Below are 19570 nucleotides of genomic sequence, written 5' to 3'. Positions count from 1 at the left end.
CCCGCAATTCAACAAGTTTTGCCAAACTAGCGGTCCTTTACACAACGAATTGCGTACGCGTCACTCTTGTAGGTGTAATCCGCGCCGATTTTTCCGCCACGGAAACTGATGCTTCGGTACCTGGCATATTCATGGGATACGCTGGTTGACGTCCAGTAGTAGGCAGCTCTGTTCAAGTCGTAAAAATAGCCCATGCTGTACCTGCCGCCAGAAGGCAGCGAGGCAAAACCAACGCTATCATAGCCATCGACAGAGCCCAGACAATCTTCCCAGTAGTTCGCCGCCTTCAGCATAGTCCCCGGAATACCCGCCTGCATGCTGCGAAGGTATTCACAAAGCTCGTGCCATTCGTCTTCGGTCGGGATATGCCAGCCTTCCGGTGCGATGCCCTGGTATGTCCCGGACGCAATTTTCGCCTGGATTTCACCATCCAGTTCGGCATCGTTATAGCGGGAATCAAGATCCATTGCGGCAGCCCAAGTGTAAAGTCTGCCAAATTTCCCAATATTCTTGGCAACCTCGCCATAGGCAAAGCTACCCACATCATCGTCTGCGTTTCCCTTCACCGTTACATAACGAAGATTTTCCGCCATCCAAACCTGATTGCCGATTTTTACGGTGCTGTATATTTCACCATCTCGATCATCGACCAAGGTGCCATAACCAAACTTGGCCCCATTTTCCATCAAGAATGCTGCGTACTCTTCGTCTTTTACATTTTTTGTCATGTCGGCACCGGCAAAAAGCATACTTCAACCCATATTTTTTACACAAAATGAAAATTTTTCATTTATTTCCTTGTTTTTCACGCCATGTAAAGCAAAATATGTGCCAAGGAGAGGTTTAAGCGGAAAGGATAAAGGATAAAGGTTAAAGGGGACCAACCATTTTTTCTATCTTTGGGTCAAGAGCGTCCTTTGTTCGACATTACCTTCGAACAGGAGTCTCGAACCTCGAACCTCGAGTTTACACATGACCGCAGAAGAACTTTACAACCGTCTTAAGAGTATCCAGCCTGGCGCTGTCCTTTGCACCTATTCCATGGAAAAAGTGGAACAGATGCTTCCCATCATCAACGAAATCAACGAACTGAAGAAGGAACGCGACGCCGTCATTCTCGCCCACAGTTACGTTGCCCCAGAAATCATCCTGGGCGTTGCCGACTACGATGGCGACTCCTTCAAGCTGAGTCAGGACGCCACCAAGGTGGAAGCAAAGACCATCGTGTTCTCCGCAGTCCGTTTCATGGGCGAAACCGCAAAGATCTTGAACCCCACCAAGGACGTTCTGATTCCGGGTCCGCTGACCGGTTGTAGTCTCGCCGACTCCATTACCGGCGCCGAAGTCCGTGCACTCCGCGAAAAGTATCCGGACCACACCTTCGTCTGCTACATCAACACCACCGCCGACGTAAAGGCAAACTGCGACGTTTGCGTTACCAGCTCCAACGTGATGAAGATCGTAAGCTCTCTCGAAAACGACAAGATCGTGTTCGTTCCCGATGGACTCATGGGCCAGAACCTCATCGACGAAATGAAGAAGCGTAACATCAAGAAGGAAATCGTTCTCCACAGCGGTTGCTGCTACGTGCACGAAACCTACGATTCCGAACTGATCAACTTCTTCCGCAGCCAGAATCCGGGTCTGAAGGTGGTAAGCCACCCCGAATGCCACCCGGGTGTCGCTCTCCTCAGCGATTACGTGGGCAGCACCGGCCAGATGGTCACCTACATCAAGGACCAGCCCGAAGGCACCCCGTTCCTGCTCCTCACCGAATGCGGTCTCAATGCCCGCATGCAGTACGAATTCCCGAACAAGACTTTCATCGGCAGCTGCAGCATGTGCAAGTACATGAAGAGTAACTCCCTGGAAAACATCCTGGAAACCCTGCGCCATCCGGAAAAGGCCCAGCATGTGGAACTGGACGAAGCCACCCGCGTCGCCGCCAAGAAGTGCATCGACGCCATGTTCTATTACGCCGCCAAGTAGACGAAATACCGGAGCTTCTTCGCAACAGACTTCACGCTTGCGCGAGGAAGCCCTTACCTAAAGGTTATTCATGAGGAAACTTGTTTCAAAGATTTGCCTACTGTTGTTGGCTCTGTTCTGCACGCAAGCCCTGGCCGAAGGCTATAACGAAGGCTATTGGCCCAAATCCTATTTTGTGGAAGCCGGCATCGGCGCCATGGTGACCAAGGGCGACTTGAACAACAGCATCATCAAGGCGAAAGACTCCCTGGACCGCAAGGTGATTATCCATCCACCTGCAATGGAATTTATCGCCATGTCCGATTTTACCGTCGGTGCCAACATCAGGGATTTCACCCTGGCGTTGAATTTCCAATACTGGAAGACGGACGAGACCCTTGGCGGTTATCCCGATGCAACCCATGAAGCATCCAACCGTATTTGGAGACTCGGCTTTGAATTCACCTACAATCTCTTCTGGCCAGACTTCTTCCAGATTGGCCTGGGTGGAGGTTTTTCCTTTACCAATGTAAAGACCCAGGACGCAGCGGTCTTTGAAGACGAAACCTCCACTGCGGAATTGTATGGTTCTGCAGTCGCATTCATTGCAAATCTTCATTACTACATAACCAAGAATATCGCCATGGTGCCATCCATCAAGATTTACGAAAACTGGTATCGCAACGTCTATACCTCCCAGACAGACAATTGCGATCTTGACCCCTATTTGTGGCAGTCTTTTGTTTTCGCATCGGTGGCAGTACAATATCAGTTCTAACAAGAAAGCGGGGAAAAGCCCGCTTTTCCTAATCTAGGAACCTATGAAAAACTTTGTAAAATGGACTTCAGTTATAGCACTCTGCGCATCCACAGCAGCCTTCGCCATGGATGAAAACGGGTGGGCATCTACATTCGAATCCATGGCTGCATTCGACAGCAAGATTCCCGGTCTCGGCAATCGCCCCGGCTACGTGAAGCCAATCATCGCCAACCTGGGCAACGTTCTGAACAGCAACTGGTACGTCAGTGCAGAAGTTCCTAAGAGCCCCGTTTTTGAAGCAGGCCTTCCCATCTCCCTTATTCCCATTGGCGATGACGACAAGACTTTCAACGAAAGCCTTCAAACAGGCGATCCGTTCAATCCTGTAGTCAAGATGGAAAATCCCACCATCTTCGGCGACCATCATGACATGACCCAGCCCTACGACGGACGCGTCTACGGTAACGAGACCTTGAACGGACTTGGCGTTTTCACGTACCCCTACCTGCAGCTGGCAGGAAGCATGTTCCATGCCCGAGTCGTACTGCGAGGCATGTGGCTTCCCGCTATTAGCGAGCTGAAGGGCTTTAGCGAACTCGGTTTCGGTTTGCAGTACAGCTTCGGCCATCTGTTCCAGTACATGTTGCCGCCTGCAGCCCAGGGTCTGAATGTGAGCTTGGTGTTCGGCTACAACTCCAGCAGCATCGGCTACCAGCCCGAAGATTACGAAGGTCAGATGGACCTGGATATTTCCACCCTCAATTTTTCCCTGGTCATCGGCTACAAGCCTGTCAGCTTTGTGGAAGTGATGATGTCTCTTGGCTATCAGTCCGCCGAATTGGAATCCAGCGGAAGCATTACCTGCATGGCAAAGGATAAGCTTACCGGTGGCCCCGGCGCCTACTATGGCCAGACAATCAACCCCGACATTACAGTCAAGGGCAACAACGGATTCCGCTTTAGCCTCGCCGTAGCCTTCCAGATCGGCTCCAGCTTCCACCCGGTTCTCGGCTTTGATTACGCCGGCAAGTCCAGCTTTACCACCAACGTTCTGTACTTCAAGCAGCAGATTGGCACCGACAAGACTCCCGATGAAATCGCACAGGAAAAGGGATACGTTCGCGGAGCAAAGAACGACAAGGTGGAAACCAAGGAAGAGGTTCAGGAAGAAGTGGCTGATTCAAGCAACGACGAAACCTCTGAATCCGAAAACAACTCTACCCGTAATCAAGCAGATGACGCATACAGCGATTTTTCTGATGACGAAACAAATAATGAAGAATGAATGATGAAAGTTTAAAAATGATGCAAAAGGCGGCTACGCCGCGACTATAAAATTATTTTTCCCTTTTCATATTTCATTTTTCAATCATAAAAGAAGGCATAAAGATGATTACATTCCTTATTGGCGTTGCCATCCTTATTGGAGGCTACTTCACTTACGGAAAATTCGTTGAAAAGGTATTCGGTCCCGACGACCGCAAACCGCCTGCACTTGAAAATCCCGATGGCGTAGACCGTCTGGTTCTCCCCCACTGGAAGAACATGCTGATCCAGCTTTTGAACATCGCCGGTATCGGTCCTGTCATTGGCGTGATTCTTGGCATCAAGTTCGGAGCCATTGTCTTCATTCTTCTGCCGCTGGGAAACGTCTTAGGCGGCGCCGTTCACGATTACTTCAGCGGCATGGTAAGCATGCGTAACAATGGTTACAACGTGCCCGCACTTTCTCGCAAATTTTTGGGCAAGGGACCGTCCAAGATTGTCATGACATTGATTTCCGTGGCATTGATCCTGGTTGGCGCCGTTTTCACCAACACTCCCGCCCAGCTGATCAACACCCCGATTCTTGTCGGCAACGCCGTTTCTCCCACTCTGTTCTGGGTAGCCGTGGCTTGCATTTTCATTTACTATTTCCTTAGCACCTTCTTCCCTATCGACAAGATCATCGGCCGCATCTACCCCATCTTTGGCGGTCTTTTGATTCTCGCATCCGTCGCAATTCTTATTGGCATTGCCCCGAACCTGAACGTTCTGGACAACATCAACTTTAGCGACTTTGGCAGCAACTTCACCCAGCATCCTGCTCACCAGCCCATTCTCCCCATGCTGTTCGTGACAATCGCCTGCGGTATCATTAGCGGTTTCCACAGCACCCAGAGCCCTCTGGTGGCCCGCACTGAATTTACCGAAAAGACCGGCCGTCAGACTTTCTACGGCATGATGATTCTGGAAGGCCTTATCGGCATGATCTGGGCTGCAGGCGGCATGTACATCTACCACAAGTTCCCGGAACTGATTACCGGCGCCAGCGGCGTCAAGGTTTTGAGCACCCTGGTTTCCGACGTTCTGCCCTTCGCTCCCATTTCTGTTCTGGTGGTCATTGGCGTTATCGTCCTTGCTATCACTAGCGGCGACACAAGCCTCAGAAGCCTTCGTCTGACCATCGCAGAACTGTTCGGCATCGACCAGGCTTCTACCAAGAACCGCCTGCTTCTGACCGTACCCATGTTCGCCATCTGCCTTGCCATCATCTTCTGGAGCAACCTGGACAAGGAAGGCTTCAACATCCTGTGGAATTACTTCAGCTGGAGCAACCAGCTCATGGCCGTATGCAGCCTCTGCGTTACAGCAGTCTATCTCCGCAGCAAGAGCAAGAATTTCTGGATCGCCCTTCTGCCCTGCATGTTCATGACCTTCATTACCGCAGATTACATTCTATGGGTAAGCCCCACCAACCTGAAGGGCGCTCCCGTAGGCTTCGGTCTGGACTACAATACCGCTAGGGCCCTGGCAATATTCATCGCAATCGCCTTGGGCGTTTGGCTTGTAAAGCGCGGCAAGAAGCTCTCCAAGATGGACAATTTCGATCCGGACAAGTGGAACGATTCTCAAGACGTCAAGAATAACTACCAGCCGAAATAGCGGAAAGATTAAAGGATAAAGCGGAAAGGATCATTTAGCCTAAAGCAGAAAGGTTAAAGCGTAAAGGAAAATCATTATCCTTTAACCTATAACCTTTATCCTTTAACCTTTATCCTATAAACTATGCATATCCAGGGGACCGTAAAATCCATTACATTTCACAGCCCGCAAAATGGCTTTACCGTCTTGCGGCTGGTGGACGATGAGTCCAAGAAAGTGGTGGTGGTCACCGGAACCTTGCCAGAGCTGAACGTAGGCGAAAAAATCAAGTTCACCGGAGACTGGGGCAGTCATCCCAAGTACGGCAAGCAGTTTAAATGCGACCATTTCGAAATGGTTTCCTCCGCCGACGACATGGACATCGTCACCTACCTGGGAAGCGGAATCTGCCCCGGCGTTGGTCCCAAGACAGCCCAGAATATTTTTGACATTTTCGGCGAAGAAACCTTTGATATTTTGGACAACGATCCAGAACGTTTCCGCAGCGTAAAAATCAAGGGGCTTCCCAAATCCAAGGTGGAAATATTTCTTGCCCGATGGCAGGAGACCCGACATAGCCGCGACACCATGATGTTCCTCTACAGCCATGGAATTGTCGGAAGTGTCGCAAAAAAAATCTGGATGAAGTTCGGCCAGGGAACAATAGAGAAACTTCGGGAGAATCCCTACATTCTCTGCGAAGAAGTCTACGGCATCGGTTTTCTGAAGGCAGACGAAATCGCCATGAAGGTAGGCATTCCAAAGGACAGCCCCATGCGTCTGGAGGAAGCGCTGCTTTACACTCTGCAAGAAGCTTCACTCACCGACGGCCACACCTACCTGCCGCGAGAAGCGCTTCTTTCCCGCACCATCAAGAACATGCGAATCGAGATGGAGGACGAAGACTCCATCAATCGCCTGCTGGATATTTTTGAAAAGACCTGCAACGTCGGAAGAATCCGCCGCGTCAATGACGACTGTTTCTTCCCCCCACTATTTAACGCCGAGCAAAAGATTGCCGACTGCGTCAAGTCCCAGATGGAGGACTTTGTCACCGAATCCGTCAGCGCTGACTTTGTCAACCGCGAGCTCCGCGACTGGGAACAGGAACAGAAGTTCGCCTTCCACCCCATCCAGCGAGAAGCAATCATCCAGGCGTTGAGCCACAGGGTCTTTATCATTACAGGCGGCCCCGGAACCGGTAAGACAACCATCCTGAAGGGCATTCTCCACCTGGCACGAAAGCTTGGGGAAAGCATCCTGCTTGCCGCCCCTACAGGCCGCGCCGCCAAGCGCATGGGAGACTGCTGCGGCGAAAAGGCGAGCACAATCCATCGCTTACTGGAAGTGGATCCTGTATCCAAGAAATTTTCCAAAAACGACCAGAACAAGCTGGACTGTTCCCTCCTGGTGGTAGACGAATTCAGTATGGTGGACACCTGGCTTTGCGCTTCTTTGCTGGAAGCGGTCAGCTGCAGGACCCGTATTATTTTCGTAGGGGATGCAGACCAGTTGCCAAGCGTGGGCCCAGGCAACGTGTTGAACGACCTACTCCGAACGCCAAGCATTCCAAGCATCCGCCTGCAGCACATTTTCCGTCAAGCTGGCGACAACGACATCGCCGATAAGGCAGCCAAGATAAACCAGGGCATTACCCCCGCCCCGCTGGACGGTCCCAACTTTCATTTCATGCCCTTCGAGACCGACGAGGAATGCAAAAAATACCTGCAGCAACTCATTGCCACAGGCATCAAAAGCAAACTGGACATCAATCTCAAGGAACAAATGCAAGTTCTTGTTCCCATGCGAAAAGGCCCTCTTGGCATCTTTGAGTTGAACCCGTTCCTGCAGGGGCTTTTAAACCCCGGCGTTCCCCGTCACAAGATGATGGGTGTTGAATGGAGCCAGGGAGATCGCGTTATGCAGATCAAGAACAACTACGAAAAGAACGTCTTCAACGGCGACGTGGGTATCATCTGGAAAGTTGATGCCATCAACAAGAAAATCACCGTTTTCTATGATGACAAGGTTGTTGATTACGAAGACGATGAAATGGAGGAACTGACCCTCGCCTACGCCTGCACCATCCACAAAAGCCAGGGCAGCGAATACCCCGCAGTAGTTGTAGTTCTTGACTCCAGCCACTACGTAATGCTCCAAAGAAACCTGATCTACACTGCAATTACCCGCGCCAAGGGACACGTGTGGATTCTTTCAGCCCCTGGAGCCTTCCACCAGGCCGTTCGCAACGTCCGCAGCACCCGCCGCTACACACGGCTTACCGAAAGGCTTTCCTAAAATTCTACACTTTATCTCATGATGGAAAAAGACGACAACAATCTTGAGATGAGTTTTCCCGTAGAAACTCCGCGGAAAAAATCCTGCAAGCCAAAAGAGCCTAAGCAAATTCTTACCGAATCCATGGTAAAGACGTTGGACGGAACCACGGCAACACCCCAGGATAAAGCAAGCCTCGTTGCCATACTTTCCATCATCATGGGAACCTTAGGCGTTCACGATTTCTTCTGCGGCAACAATCGTAACGGCATCATCAAACTGGTTTGCACCATCATCGGCATTACCGCATTCATCTCCGTCATTTGGAACCTAATCGATCTATACAAAATCGGCAACGGAACCTACACAACCCAAAACGGAATGAAGCTCGCACCCTGCCCCTGGTGCAAGAAAGTAGGCCTTGTCATGGCGGCAGTCAACATCGCTGTTTTTTCCATCTTTCTTACTCAGCTTCTAAGGTTCTTGAAAGTCTTCTAGGATCGTTTATACAAAACAGATCCTGCGCATTCAATATGCAAAAAAAGACCCGCGACATTCATCGCGAGCCTTTTAAATTTTTGAGAATTCCTTGGGCCAGAAGCCCGGAACCTCGTGCCTGGAGCCTCGAGCCTATTACAGGTCGACCACTTCAGTCCAGCCGAACGGGTCTTCAGCTTCGCCGAACTGGATAGCGGTGTACTTGGTGAAGAGTTCGGTGCAGACAGGGCCCGGATTCTTGCCATCGCCGTAGGTGAATTCCTTGCCGGCAACAGGGTCCACGATCTTCTTGATCGGGGTGATCACAGCTGCGGTACCGCATTCTGCAGTTTCAGAGAATTCAGCCAGTTCTTCGAAAGCCACCGGACGCTTTTCAACAGTGTAGCCAAGGTATTCAGCCAGCTGCTGCAAGCTCTTGTTGGTGATAGACGGCAAGATGGATTCGGACTTCGGGGTAATGTAGGACTTGCCCTTGATACCGAAGAAGTTTGCCGGACCGCATTCGTCGATGTACTTCTTTTCCTTGGCATCCAGATAGATGGTGCTGGAGTAGCCCAGCTTCTTGGCTTCGGCAAGAGACTGGAGGGATGCAGCGTAGTTACCGCCAACCTTCACAGTACCGGTACCCTGAGGAGCGGCACGGTCGTAGTTACGGCTGATCATCATGTCAACGGGCTTGAAGCCGTCCTTGAAGTAGGGGCCAACCGGGCAGACGAACATCATGAACAGGTATTCGTCAGAAGGCTTCACGCCAACTTCTGCGCCAGTACCGATGAGGAGCGGGCGGATGTAAAGGGTTGCGCCATGGCCATAGGGCGGAACGAAGCGAGCGTTCAGCTTGGTTACCAGGTGAGCCATTTCGCGGAAAAGTTCGATAGGCGGAACAGCCATGAGGACGCGGTTTGCAGTGCTCTGCATGCGCTTTGCGTTTTCATCCACGCGGAACAGACGGACCTTGCCATCCTTGCCGGTGTAAGCCTTCAGGCCTTCGAAACCTTCCTGACCGTAGTGGAGGCAGGTAGCGGCCATGTGAATGCTGATGTTCTTGTCGGAGGAGACTTCAATCTTGCCCCACTGACCATTGCGGTAGTAGCAACGAACGTTGTAATCGGTGTCGGAGTAACCGAAGGGGAGAGTCTTCCAATCCACGTTATTCAAATCAATCTGCATATTGCGACCTTTTATAAGGCGTCACAAGGCGCCAGAGTTAAAAAATTTCTGCTTGAAATTTATAAAAGTCTTGAGAAAACGAACAAAAATTATTGAAAAAACGATGCTTTTTGGAGTTCATTACAAACAATTCACGATAAAAGCCCCGATAAACCATCGGAGCCTTATCGTCAATGTTCAAGAACAGAATTAGCGTTTCGCATTCCCGGAGGCAATCTTACTTGCCAGTTCCTGTACCTTTTCAAGAGGCAACTTGAGAACCAGGGAAACTTTTTCTACGGAATCTCCGTAACGAAGGAGCGCTTCGGCGTCACCCAGTCTCGCTTCGTCGCGGCCTTCTTCACGGCCTTCGCGGCGGGCGGTTCCGATTCGTGTCTTGATTTCAGCCTCTGTGACCATACCTGCTGCAATCTCCTTGATAAAATTCTTCTCGAGGGCGTTCACCATCATCCGGCGGTAGACATCCGCAATGACGGGATCCTTCGTCTTGGGGGCATCCTTCGCAGAAGCCATCCTGGTGAAGAGTTCCAGCCATTCCGTCTCGGCGGTGTTCAGGTTCAAGACCTTCGCATCCACCTTGCTCAAATCCACGATAATATACCTTTTTTTATCATATACAGGCAAGGCGTCAGGGTTGCCCAGGCTGGAAAAACGGAAGAGTCCCAGTTCCTCACGGTAGCATTCGCAAAAGCGGACCGGGAAATTGCAGATCCAGATGCTGTAGGTGGTGGGCATCAGGTAGGGGTGATCCTCCTTCTCGGTCTCGGTGCGCTGGCTGTCAAAGTGAATCTTGGATTCGATGGAGAGCTGACTTGCATAAAGCTCCACACGGTCCACAAAATCCTCGTGAGTCGCCCGCTGCATCTCCAGATCCACGTATTCTTCATTGTTGAGCTTCGCGTGTACGTCAAAGCGGACCTCCTCCACATCGATTGCGGAAGTCAACGTCGACGCAGGCTTCTTGCGTTCGATACTCACGATTTTGCGTTCCTCGGGCAGGTGCAAGATTGCGTTCAAGAAATGGATTAGAGTCGCATCCTTCGAAAAGATTTCCTTGAAGACCCTGTCCCGGGTCGGATCCAGGAACGTATGCTGCTTTAAAATTTCAACTTGCTTTTCGACTTTTTCCTCAAAAGTTGCCATAGTTTTATCCCGGCGGGAACGCCCCCGCAATAGCGCAAGGCGGTTTCGCCCTACATACTATAACACGTTTTGAACGAGGAAATGTTGCATGATTTTATGTAAAATAATTGTAAAAATGGGAATCCTCAATTTGTATATTTACTTCAGTCGGAAACGCCGTTTTTGCAACATCTCGTTATAGCTCTTTCAAAAAAAAATGAAACCAATACTATTGATTCTTATTTTTTCAATTTCTCTTTTACAAGCGAAAACATGGAGTTCATACACATCGATGAACTGTGGAACATCCTACGCATTTGGACAAGACTCGCTTGTCCAAATACGCTCTACAGAAATCAATCAAGATGTTGTATTGTCAATAAGCTGCACCGATAACGGTTTTGACGATACATTTCCTATAACAGATTCTATCGGCAACATTATTGATTGGGAAGAAAAACATATTTCTGTCACAGGTTACTCTATTCATTTTTTCGATGAATCAAATCCGGCAGAAGACTCATTGTGGGCAAAGCATCTTAACACATGGGACACCATCGATACAATCGATATAAAAGAGTTCATACTATTTAATAACGACTCGATTTCATTCGATTCCATTTATCGGAAAGATTTGCGAGCGTCCAGCAATTTCCTAATATTGTATAAAGGGGCGAATTATAATGCATTTTGCCATATCAAATCTGGTTTATGCACGGGAAAATATTCAATTTCTTGTCAATATCAAGATGACGGCAGTCTTCGTTTTGCTCCATTTCCTAAGATGCCTTCAGATTGCAACTATTCAGCTAAAATAAATTCAATAAAAAAAGAGAATACTAAAAAGTTGCAGAAAAAAGAGTCCTATTTCGTCAATGGCACCCATCCCATTAAGAGCTCATCAAATGTCGTTATAGAGAACAAACAACCAACACTTCAACTAAAAGGAGTACGTTAAATAAAACTGCTAAATTAAAATTTGAGATTTTTGCCTATTCAAATTGGGTGACAATATCCAAGGAGCCACCTCGGCCATACTGATCCATATAGGTCAATTTCCACTGGACAGGATTTTCAGGGACCTTGTCAGAAATGTTGATTAGGCGATAGGAAAACACCTTTGCGTCTTCGGGGATTTTCCAGCCTTCACAAAGTCCAGCCAACATAGCCGTTTTATAGGATGTCGACACAACGCCGCAGCCAAAATCATTAATCTCTGCTTTAATCGTTTGGTTGGAGATATCAAGTCCTCTATCTGGAGCATATTTCAGTTCACTGTAACATCCTTCCATGAGTTTGTTGTAAGAAGACTTTTCACCTTGACCAACCTCATAAATGCGCGCCTTTACGGTGGCCAATTCATCCTTCGGGAATAAAGCCGAATAGTATTCCCGAGAATCTCCACGCCCCTTAATTCCCTGACCATCGCGATAAAGTACAATTCCTTCAGGCAATCCATCCGCCTGCAATAGATAATTTCCTTCAAAACGAAATAAAGTTGAACATGGCTCGGCAGGTAAAGCAGAGAGTTGTTCCAAGATGCCATCCCTATCAAACTCGGGAATGTCAGCAAACGGAATGAATGTAGTAAGCGCGCTATCGCCAAAGTTTATATCCACCAGTCGCGTTATATCTGTGCTGGTGTAGAAATACTCACTATATCCACCATCTCTATTTTTTGCGTCAACAGCAAGAATGCCATAACTTTGCGGGATATCAATTTGACCACCTTCAACGGGAACACAGGACCTTTGCATACAACTAAACTTTCCGTCCATTTCGACGCTGCATTCGTGACCATTGAAATAGCCCGTATCTAAGGACATGTCTGCGCGGGGATACAGGAATCGATAAATGGTCAGGCGAGAGGAATCCTCTGTATCTTCACGCAACTGGACGAAGCTGCAGGAGGAATACGCTACAGGCTCAAGATTCGATGATGACGAAAGGATTGGATCTTCATTAGTGCTGGAACTGCCCGTCCCCTCATCCGTAGCGCTGGAGCCATTATCGTCGCCGCAGGCAATAAGCAGAGCCGCGAGCATCGCAAAGGAAACTGCGGCGAATTTCGTCACGTTCAGAATGTTTCTTGAGAATAATTTTTTCATAACACTCCTAATATTCTCTCAAGAAAGATAATAATCTACAGCAATTTCTGGTTGATTTCTATTTCAAAGCCCACATAACAGCCTGTTTTGTGGGGGTCGAATTTCTTGCGGAGGGCAGTACACAGGCCATCGGTTTTACCCAGGTAAGGATAGTTGCGACGTACCTTGTACTGCGGGTAATCGCGGAGAATCTCGTCCACGATAACATCAGCGTAAGCTTTTTCTGCCGAGCGGCTAGGGTCGTAAAGAATACCAATATCCGCATTTCGGACGATGCCGTTTAACTCCGGAGTAAAACTGTGGATGGCCAAGTGCACGATTGCAGGCGAAGCACTCTCCTTTTCGGGTAAGTTCTGCGCCACGAATTTTTCCACTTCACCCCAGTAGGATTCGTGATAGGCGATTCCCGCGGGGCTCGCGAACTTGTTATTCCGCAAGCTACGATTCAAGTCCACAAAAAGTCGGGAGTAGCGCCCAGAGCTGTAGAAATCCGGTTTGAACTTTGACACAAGTTCTTCGTACACAGCGAAGGCGCCGATGTCGTAACCTCGGTGAGAATCGAGATCTTCTTGGGAGATTCGCAAGTCCTTCACCCGGGCAGGCAATTCGTTGCTGGCGTGCTCGCAGGTGATCATCAATTTGAAATCATTTTGAGACATGCATTAGATCCTTCGACTTCGCGCTCCGCGCTTCGCTCAGGATGACACAGGGTTTATTCTTCAGCGTCATACAGTTCATTCTCGGCAAGGCAGCGGGCAAGGCGTCCGTATTCGCATACGAAATCGTCGCGGCCTGGGTCTGCGCCAACGTTCTTTACCAAGGCGCTTGCGAGGGTCCCGCGCTTGAACATTTTGCGGAGCAATTCCTGGGAGTGTCCTGAGATTTTTCCCTTGACCACCTGGAAAATATGCTGCACGATTTCGCCAGCGGTGATTTCACTTGCGTCAATGCCCCACACATTCAAGAAAGCCTTGTCGCGGATAATGGTCTTTTCTGCAAAGCGGGTGGTGTCCAGCAAGATCTTTGCGAGGGCGGCAGTATCCAAAGCACGAACCTTCTTTGAAATTGCATCAAGAGATGCTCCGCTAAAAGCACCTTCCACCATCCCCTTCAAGGCTGCCACTTCCCATTCGGCGATGGCGATATCCGCATCAGGGCATTCCTGAATATCCACCAGACGAATTTCAATGGCTCCACGGTCAAAGCGGGCGATGGCACCACGGCTATTCAAGAAGAAATGATTCAGCAAATGTTCCGTGTCGTAGGGGGCGATGTCGGCCTTCACCTTCTCGAAAATCTGCTGGTTGTATTCGTCATAAGTGAATGCGGCCTCAGGAATTACAAGCCCCGCAATGCTAGGAACCCGATCCTGATTGTGGCGATAAGTTTCAATACGTCCATCCAGGTAACCGCAGTACTTTCCATCCAAAAACGGGCTAGACGCAGCGATTGCAGGAATCAAGGGCAGCAGCGCACGGATGGCGGCATGGAGTTTTCCGAATTCTTCGTCACCGTTAAAACTCAAATTAATGTGGGTACTCTGCAAGTTAGCCCAGCCATGGCCCTTGCAGTTGAAAATGCGGTCATACGTCTCGTAAATTTCATTGCAATCGTAGGGCCACAACTGCATGGTCGCAGGATCCATAAAGGGGTGGGCCGCACTTGGCAAAAGCATTGCGTTAATGGATTTCAGTTTTTCGTTAGCAACAAGAATTTCCTTATGAAAAGTCTTGCCCAAGTTCTTCAAGGAATCCACGGGATTGGCGCATTTCAGTTCCAGCACATGGCTTACCAATTCGTTGGAAAGTCCGATGGGACCATGTTCCACGTCGGAAAGCTGTTCACCGTTCTTGTCCTGTCCCAGGGGCACATCAGCACGAGGGAGAACATCCAAAGTATCACGGTCAACGATCATGTATTCCATCTCGATGCCGTATTTTTGCCAAAGTTTGTATGCGTTCATAATTATTCTCCACTCGTCATTCTGAGCGCAATGCCGAAGAATCCATAAGGCATTTCACTGGATCCTTCATTTCGCTGCGCTCCATTCAGGATGACGTATTCAGTGCACCCTTATTCCTACAGGTAAAACTCTCTTTCGTGTTGAAGGATTTTTTGTTGTGCTGCATTCAGGCGGTCTTCGATGCGGTGACGCAGAGAGCGCATGACAGCGGTGTAAATTTTCTTCTTGCCCACCTGATCTTCTATCCCTGCGTCAATGCTGGGGTTGTCATTGACTTCGACTACGATGGGCTCCCCCTTCCATTCTTTAAGATCCACGCCGTACAAGCCGTTACCAATCATGCTGCAAATTTTCAAGGCCGTTTTCACAATTCCATGGGGCACACTTTCGATGGGCAGGCAATCAAACATTCCGCAGATTTCATCCTTGTCCTTACTTTCCCAGTTGTAAATCTGCCAGTGGTCTTTTGCCATGTAATACTTGCAGGCGTAAAGAGGCTTGCCATCCAGAACGCCGATTCTCCAGTCAAAATCCGTGGGAGTAAATTCCTGGGCAATGAGCAGGTCACTATGTTCAAACATCTGGTCCAGAATCTTGTCCAGTTCTTCCTTATTGCAGGCCTTTTTCACACCCATAGAAAAACTGGAATCCGGAGACTTGATAACCATAGGGAATCCGATTTCCTTGGCAAGCGTGTGGCGGTTTTCAGAATGTGCGATAATGGTCTTTGGCGAATGGATTTTTGCAGCCTGCATCAGCTCCTGCAAATACACCTTATTAGAACAACGTAATATGCTATCAGGATCATCAATTACAGCAATTCCAAGGGACTGGGCGCGACGGGCAAAACTGTAAGTATAATGATTGACGTTTGTGGTTTCGCGAATAAACAAAGCATCAAATTCACCGACGCGGGCGTAATCCTTCTTGGTGATCATTTCAACACGGAAACCTGTTTCCTCTGCGGCCTTGATAAAATTCTGAATCGCCTCCTTGTTACTGGGCGGCTCCTTTTCATCGGGGTTCGTAAGGATGGCCAAATCATACAGGTAGTCTTCATCGGGGGCGCTGGCGTAGCGGTTCTTGGTAAAGTATTCCTGGGCAAACTTGTTCACCATTTCCATGTGGGCTTCGGGAATTTCATCTACACAAATGGGGCGAATGCTCTGAATAAACCACTTCTGCTTAAACACGAACTTGGCACGAAGCAACGGAGCCTGGAACAGCTTGTAAAGTTCCTGGGAAAGTTCCAGATATTGTGGGCTTACATTCTGGCCGAAGTAAATGCTCAGCACGAATTCCGTGCCGGTCAGCTTGTGCAGACTCTTCTGAATCAAGTTATCGATTTCATCGGAGATATGCTTGATGACCGCGGTGGTCTTGAAGTCACGCATGTTCTTTACGCCAGGAATAACCTTGTGGCCGCGGGCTTCCGCCAGCAAGGAAACGTAGTAGCCCTTGCTCTGGTAGCTGTAATCGCGGCAAAGGTTGAACACGCGGGTGTTCTTGTCGGCCATGTACTTCTGGGAAATCAGGTAGTCCTGTGCGGACACCACATCAACGCCTGGAACATTCAATTTCCAGTTCTTAGGATTGTTTACGACTATAATTTTTTTCATGATTAAACCTTTTCAACAACCAGCACGTTGCCGTCGTAGGTCATGACCCCAAGCAGAATGCTATGTAAGAATCTGAATTTGTCCACCTTGTAATAGGGACTTTTATGAAGGGGATTGGAACAGTCCGGATCCGCTACCAGGAACTGCTTGTTTTCATCTAAACCGTACGCCACCACAAAATGACCGCAGGGCTCCCCGTGAATATCGTCAAAGACGGATTGGTCGTTTTCGTCGGTGTATTCTCGCTTGCACTGGTAAAGGTAAGTGGCCGAAAGTCCGCAAAGAACGGGAACACCTTTCTTGAAATATTTCTCGAACATGGCCGCCCGCAAATCTGTCATGGCGACGGTTCCGCCCAAGTCGATAAACCGGATGTACGCCTCAATGGCCTTGCGCAGTTTCGGAGCAGTCTTTGTACGGCGCAACTGCGTTAGCTTTCCCCGAAGTTCAGGCATTTTCAGCTCACTCCAGGTAGGGTCGAAAATCTTGAGATTGTAAGAATGGATGGTCGCCTTGAAACCCCGCTTCAGCGCGTCAATTCCCAGGAACACCCCGAGAGTACCACCTTCTTCCAGGAACTCAATTTCAGAAATTAGCTTTTTAAGGGGAATCTTGTAACCAAGATACTCGTACACGGCATGCAAGCTCGTGGGGCCGCAGGTGACATCGTCGGGTTGCGGCAAAATTTTGATGTCCATCATTGCCTTCTGTTTGGAGGCTCTAGCAGGGCGCCATTGCCCCGAGTTGCCTGATTTGCCTTAGGGGGCGGCTGTCAGGAGGTTTTCCCGGGGTCGTCGACTGGACAGGCATAAAGCTAGGTATTTAAAATTTTTAGGCAAGGGGGTACAAGATAAAAAAGCAAGTTTTTTTGAAACGCTAGACTGAATTTTCAGGTTGTCATTTAAACTTGGGAATGGGAGCCCTCTATGGAGGGTTCCCTAGAATCTTTTTTGGGGATGTATTAGGAGATTGGAGTTATTCTTCGGTTTCTAGCTTTACGCAACGGACAGAGAGACCATTAGTCTTATCAACAGCACTTAGCTCGAAACCAGTGCCTGTATCACTCGTAGAAGACACTCTTCCCCTAGTGGGAATACCCTCTTCGGGATAATACCAATATGTAATTGTATTTACATTTACAAATCTTTTATCCCACAGATACCCGGCGCCTACTAGGGAGTACCCGGTAGTGTTATAGCCACCGAACGGAACAGAACGAACGCCCTCGACACCATGATTATTTCCATCAGCATGTACGATGGTGTACATGTCGTTGTAGGTCAGCAAACGCCAGCCATCGGGGCAAATTCCTTGGTGATTTTCCTTGATTAAATCGGCACAGCTTTCCGTATTGCAACGGCTAGGCAAGGCCATCATTTCAGCCCACTGGTAAAGGCCACCGTACTTATCGCAATAGGTGGTGTCATTATCATAGCAATATCGTTCAATTTTTGAATCATCTTCCTGATTCTTTCTACCACGAACCATTTCTCCGATGTTCAAATTTTCAGCCATGACGGTCACAGTATTTACTTTATGACTGGTGTCCTTACCGGTAATGGTGATGTAGTAATAGCTGCGGCCAGTGCGTTCGTCAACAAAAGATTTGTACACTCCATCTTCATACTTTGCTTTTGACAAGAATTTTGCATGATCAAACGGCACGTACGAGCTGCTGCTAGAAATCTTCACAGAACTGGAGGAAGACTTAGCACTGGAACTAGAAGCAACAGAAGAACTGCTCTTTGCTGTGCTAGAAGAGGACTTTGCGCTAGAGCTAGAAGCAACAGAGGAGCTGCTCTTAGCCGAGCTACTGGATCCTTCGCTCGATGAGCTCAGGATGACGCTGGAAGAGCTGCTGCTCTTTGCAGAGCTGGAGCTGCTCCTGGCTTCGCTGGAGGAAGAACAGTCAATTTCGTCGCCACTGGCGCTGGAGCCATTATCGCCACCGCAGGCAATAAGCATGATCGCGGCGATGGACATCACGGCAAGATTCTTGAATATATTCATATGTTCTCCTATTTTATTCCCTTTTCAAAGGGAATATAACAAAAAATCTAAAAACTAAAACGCAATCTGAATTTGTCTCACCGTACTTGTTGACAAACGTTTCTTTGATTTTGTATATTACGAGCACCACCCTTTGGTGCGTTGCCGGGTTCTGGCCTGTTTAGCCTAGCCCCAAAGTTTTATTATATGAAACATTCCTATTAAGGAGAGGGCTATGGCACGACCGATTAGAGAAACACCCATTCTTTTTGGTGAAGACGCCCGGCGCTTTGAAGCGCTCATGAAAGCAAACAAAAAAATCCTGCAGAACGCGAACGTCTGCAAAAGGTTTTCAAGATAGGCATGGAAATGCTCAAGCGTGGAGAAGAATCGCAGCGAAGGGAGGCCGAACTTTGTCAAAATCATTAGATTTCCAAAAGTTTGAAATACGCAGACTAAATGAAAACAGCATTGTCAAGTCCTTTGACTGCGGCGATGCCGACATCAACGAATTTGTCCTAAAGGAATCCTCCCTTTACAGAAAATCACTACTGGCAGTAAGCTACGTCCTTGTTGACAAGGATACGCCCACTGATGTCATCGGATTTTTCAGTATGGCCAACGACAAGGTTGCCCTAGGTGATTTTGAAAGCAAGACCGAATTCAACCGTTTTCGAAAACAACAGGGATTCCCTCAACCAAAACGATTAAGAAGCTATCCAGCAATAAAGCTATGCCGTCTTGGTGTATCCAACGCATATAAAGGTGAAAACGTCGGCACATTTCTCCTGGATTTTGTAAAGACTTACTTCACGTCAGACAATAAATCCGGTTGCAGATTTTTAACCGTGGACGCCTACATAAACGCGGTTCCTTTTTACGAGAAAAACGGATTTTGCATGCTAGGATCAGGCAGGGACGACAATCCTTATACTCGTCTAATGTTCTACGACCTAAACGAAATCGTGGCGTAGCCCCCCTAAAAACCACATTTTTCTTACAAACAAATATTGTATTACGGTTTGTGAAAAAGCAGAACATTTTTTTTGCCGTTTTTTGGCTGTTTTTGAGTTCACGGAAGTCCCCTCCTACCTTGCGAGCAGGGGCAAAAAAAACTAAATTGCCCCCGGTTAAACTAATTTTTCAACAGGAAACGAAAAATGAACTACAATCCTCTCGCAGTTGCCTTGAA

At 48.5% G+C, this 19570-nt stretch carries 17 protein-coding genes; 8 read left to right on the top strand and 9 right to left on the bottom strand.

Translation table 11 applies throughout. The annotated features are described in order from the left end of the window. Positions 1-26: 26 nt before the first annotated feature. Complete coding sequence (locus tag MJZ26_09740) at positions 27-749, bottom strand: hypothetical protein (GenBank protein ID MCQ2106062.1); 723 nt, start codon at positions 747-749, stop codon at positions 27-29. Between the two features lie 223 nt (positions 750-972). Here MJZ26_09740 and nadA point away from each other — a divergent pair, with 223 nt between their 5' ends. The 6 genes from nadA to MJZ26_09710 all read left to right on the top strand — a co-directional run bounded on the left by nadA (position 973) and on the right by MJZ26_09710 (position 8407). Further along, positions 973-1989, top strand: coding sequence for a quinolinate synthase NadA (gene nadA, locus MJZ26_09735; GenBank protein MCQ2106061.1), 1017 nt, complete (start codon positions 973-975; stop codon positions 1987-1989). A 70-nt stretch (positions 1990-2059) separates the two neighbouring features. Continuing rightward, positions 2060-2746 (top strand): hypothetical protein, encoded by a 687-nt coding sequence (locus MJZ26_09730; protein MCQ2106060.1) that lies wholly within the window; start codon positions 2060-2062, stop codon positions 2744-2746. 43 nt (positions 2747-2789) lie between these two features. Then, on the top strand, positions 2790-4013 hold the full coding sequence (locus tag MJZ26_09725) for a hypothetical protein (protein ID MCQ2106059.1): 1224 nt from the start codon (positions 2790-2792) through the stop codon (positions 4011-4013). A 104-nt stretch (positions 4014-4117) separates the two neighbouring features. After that, complete coding sequence (locus MJZ26_09720; protein ID MCQ2106058.1) at positions 4118-5653, top strand: carbon starvation protein A; 1536 nt, start codon at positions 4118-4120, stop codon at positions 5651-5653. A gap of 123 nt (positions 5654-5776) precedes the next feature. Continuing rightward, positions 5777-7930: an ATP-dependent RecD-like DNA helicase gene (locus tag MJZ26_09715; GenBank protein ID MCQ2106057.1), complete on the top strand. Its 2154-nt coding sequence runs from the start codon at positions 5777-5779 to the stop codon at positions 7928-7930. Between the two features lie 18 nt (positions 7931-7948). Beyond that, positions 7949-8407: a TM2 domain-containing protein gene (locus MJZ26_09710; protein ID MCQ2106056.1), complete on the top strand. Its 459-nt coding sequence runs from the start codon at positions 7949-7951 to the stop codon at positions 8405-8407. A gap of 135 nt (positions 8408-8542) precedes the next feature. On the opposite strand, the gene MJZ26_09705 is transcribed toward MJZ26_09710, so the two are convergent. Together MJZ26_09705 and MJZ26_09700 are read right to left on the bottom strand one after the other, a co-directional pair. Further along, positions 8543-9577 carry a branched-chain amino acid aminotransferase gene (locus MJZ26_09705; GenBank protein MCQ2106055.1) on the bottom strand — a complete coding sequence of 345 codons (1035 nt, stop codon included), beginning with the start codon at positions 9575-9577 and terminating at the stop codon, positions 8543-8545. Between the two features lie 189 nt (positions 9578-9766). After that, positions 9767-10720, bottom strand: a complete 954-nt coding sequence (locus tag MJZ26_09700; protein MCQ2106054.1) for an Rpn family recombination-promoting nuclease/putative transposase — start codon at positions 10718-10720, stop codon at positions 9767-9769. A 271-nt stretch (positions 10721-10991) separates the two neighbouring features. Here MJZ26_09700 and MJZ26_09695 point away from each other — a divergent pair, with 271 nt between their 5' ends. Further along, positions 10992-11657, top strand: a complete 666-nt coding sequence (locus MJZ26_09695; protein ID MCQ2106053.1) for a hypothetical protein — start codon at positions 10992-10994, stop codon at positions 11655-11657. Between the two features lie 34 nt (positions 11658-11691). Here MJZ26_09695 and MJZ26_09690 read toward each other — a convergent pair whose 3' ends face one another. The 6 genes from MJZ26_09690 to MJZ26_09665 all read right to left on the bottom strand — a co-directional run bounded on the left by MJZ26_09690 (position 11692) and on the right by MJZ26_09665 (position 18399). Further along, complete coding sequence (locus tag MJZ26_09690; GenBank protein MCQ2106052.1) at positions 11692-12807, bottom strand: hypothetical protein; 1116 nt, start codon at positions 12805-12807, stop codon at positions 11692-11694. 35 nt (positions 12808-12842) lie between these two features. Then, positions 12843-13466: an N-formylglutamate amidohydrolase gene (locus tag MJZ26_09685; GenBank protein MCQ2106051.1), complete on the bottom strand. Its 624-nt coding sequence runs from the start codon at positions 13464-13466 to the stop codon at positions 12843-12845. Positions 13467-13519: 53 nt separating this feature from the next. Further along, positions 13520-14770: a glutamate-cysteine ligase family protein gene (locus MJZ26_09680; GenBank protein ID MCQ2106050.1), complete on the bottom strand. Its 1251-nt coding sequence runs from the start codon at positions 14768-14770 to the stop codon at positions 13520-13522. 116 nt (positions 14771-14886) lie between these two features. Continuing rightward, the gene (locus tag MJZ26_09675) at positions 14887-16389 is read right to left on the bottom strand and encodes a RimK family protein (GenBank protein ID MCQ2106049.1); all 1503 of its coding nucleotides are present in this window, start codon (positions 16387-16389) and stop codon (positions 14887-14889) included. 2 nt (positions 16390-16391) lie between these two features. Beyond that, positions 16392-17090, bottom strand: a complete 699-nt coding sequence (locus MJZ26_09670) for a peptidase-C39 like family protein (protein MCQ2106048.1) — start codon at positions 17088-17090, stop codon at positions 16392-16394. Positions 17091-17364: 274 nt separating this feature from the next. Next, positions 17365-18399, bottom strand: coding sequence for a hypothetical protein (locus MJZ26_09665; GenBank protein ID MCQ2106047.1), 1035 nt, complete (start codon positions 18397-18399; stop codon positions 17365-17367). A 392-nt stretch (positions 18400-18791) separates the two neighbouring features. Here MJZ26_09665 and MJZ26_09660 point away from each other — a divergent pair, with 392 nt between their 5' ends. Then, positions 18792-19352, top strand: a complete 561-nt coding sequence (locus MJZ26_09660; GenBank protein MCQ2106046.1) for a GNAT family N-acetyltransferase — start codon at positions 18792-18794, stop codon at positions 19350-19352. Positions 19353-19570 lie beyond the last annotated feature (218 nt).

It is taken from the genome of Fibrobacter sp. (genome assembly GCA_024398965.1).
GTDB lineage: Bacteria > Fibrobacterota > Fibrobacteria > Fibrobacterales > Fibrobacteraceae > Fibrobacter.
Note: the sequence above shows the minus strand (reverse complement) of the source record. Positions and strands in the feature narration are given on the sequence as shown.